The organism is Roseomonas aerilata DSM 19363 (assembly GCF_000711725.1).
Lineage (GTDB): Bacteria > Pseudomonadota > Alphaproteobacteria > Acetobacterales > Acetobacteraceae > Roseomonas > Roseomonas aerilata.
In genome coordinates, this window is the sequence record NZ_JONP01000128.1 from 1 (window position 1) to 2,051 (window position 2,051).

A 2,051-nucleotide genomic window follows, 5' to 3' on the forward strand; every position below is an offset into this window, starting at 1 on the left:
GCGGTTGTACAGGGCCTTGTGGGGTCCGTAGGCCGCCGGGGCGTCGCGCCAGCGCAGCCCGTTGCGGATGACATGGAGGATACCGCTGACCACCCGCTGGTCATCGACCCGCGGCACGCCGTGCGAGAGTGGAAAGAGGGGCGCGATCCGCCGCATCTGCACCCTCGTCAGCCAGAACAGATCAGCCATCACAGCATCTCCTACCACCATGGAATCAGCCATTCAGATCGGGCGCTAGCCCGAATTAACGGGTCCTGGCCCTAGATCAAGTGAAGAGCTCTCATGGAATTCGAGCCTATCATCCAGATCTACCATACACTCTACCAAGTGTAACCTACAGGGAGTCGCCCCCTTTTAAGGAGGGAACCTCTGGACTATGATAGAGTGGCATCTTCGGCTTCTGCGCGATCGAAGGAAATCAGATGGGACACACTGCGGCAGCTCTCCCGGTACTGCCTTATAGATTTTGGAATGTTATCCGAAATTGCGGCGACGCGATAACTGCGTATGTTATCAAAAATGCCATAAGATTAGAGCCGACCTTCAGTAGTGCAGATGACGAGCACGTCCTGGCTACCGGCAGCATCTTCTTCATGGCCAACAGCCATTCATGGATCTGGGGATCTGGCGTTCTGAACCCGACCAAGTCGGTGGCAAAAGTTAATCCCAGAAAAGTATGCGCCGTGCGGGGGCATAAAACGCTGGCGCATCTCCGTCAAGCCGGGCTTAAGATTGGCGACGTGCCGCTGGGGGACCCCGGTATCCTGGTGGACGGTCTGCTAGGGGACGATCTGCGTAAAACTCGCTACCGCGCAGCTATTGTTCCGCATTATTCTGCCCTCAAAAATCCGCATTACCTTGCCCTAGCGCGACAGGAAAATTGCTGTCTGGTTAATATGCTGGACGACAGCCTGTACCCGTTGGAGCAGATCGCGCAATCAGAGTGCGTCATTTCGGAAAGCCTCCACGGCCTCATCTTTGCTGAAGCCATGCAGCGCCCCAGTGTTTGGATATCGCGCAACGACAATCCAATGTGGAATTTTAAATTCGAAGATTGGTTCAGCACTACTGACAATCCGCAGCTGCGCCCGATAGCAGTTACAGCCACTCTCGCTGAGCTGCTAGCCAAGGCCGAACGGCGCTATTTTACGCAGAACAAGCAGATTCTAGTAGAAGCTTTCCCTCGCCATCTGCAGGCCGAGGTAGACGCAAAAGTCGTCGATTTTGCTCGTTGCCGCGAGGAATCACCTCTCGTCGTAGCATTTTCTCATCCCGCGCTCTCAAAGGGTATGACCGCGATCGCGGCGGAGGACTTGAACGCTGCCGCCCTGGAGTTGCGGAATAAGCTTGCCCTTGGCCGGTCCGAGCTTAGCTATATTCTGCTGCACGCCCCTGAAATGGCAGCGCCACTGGGGAAGGAAAGTCTACAGAGCATGCAAGTGTTCATGGACGAAAACAGCAAGATCGACTGCCTCTGGCTGCCATATGATGCTCTTGCTGTTAGTGCTTCCGCCGGACTGCGTCTAAGTCTGTCGGAAGGTCCGCTTGCGGAGGCGCAGCTGCCGCCTGGAGCAGTGATGATTCGTCCAGTAGGTAGCATTGTCGCGGCTCCGCGCTTCGGCTTGGCTATCCCACCAGCTTAAGTTGACTTTGGCCATCCATCGAGTGGTGTGGTAGCATGCGACCTGTATGGGCGCTTAGAGGCGTCCAAGCAGCTTGTGGAACCTTTGTTCAGGCTTGCGATGACGGTGGTGCACGGGTCGGCTTGGCGGTCTGGTAGGTTGGGGTCCCGAGGCGCGACGGCCCATTATCTTTCAAGAGAGCGCAACTTGCCTTTCAAGGCGAACACCGACCGCCGCCAGCGCATTCCGAAGCAGCGGTTCCGGGCGACGAACTGGAGTGAGTACGACGGTGCTCTCCGCGGGCGAGGCAGCTTGACCGGACACAGTCAACTTGGGCGGCCACCAGCTTGCCCGATGGGCTCACCACCGGTTAGTCGGATGGGATGACTGCCCCCGCCGCCTGCCCCAGCTTCGCCGGTTATCGCTTCC

At 57.3% G+C, this 2,051-nt stretch carries 2 protein-coding genes; one reads left to right on the forward strand and one right to left on the reverse strand.

Features of this window, described 5'->3' with window-relative positions; translation table 11 throughout:
• The coding region (locus tag BO39_RS29280; RefSeq protein ID WP_043840410.1) for a transposase at positions 1–189 on the reverse strand (189 nt) is incomplete at its 3' end.
• Positions 190–422: 233 nt separating this feature from the next.
• Here BO39_RS29280 and BO39_RS32290 point away from each other — a divergent pair.
• Positions 423–1,643 carry a polysaccharide pyruvyl transferase family protein gene (locus BO39_RS32290; RefSeq protein WP_084698681.1) on the forward strand — a complete coding sequence of 407 codons (1,221 nt, stop codon included), beginning with the start codon at positions 423–425 and terminating at the stop codon, positions 1,641–1,643.
• The last annotated feature ends 408 nt before the right edge of the window (positions 1,644–2,051 follow it).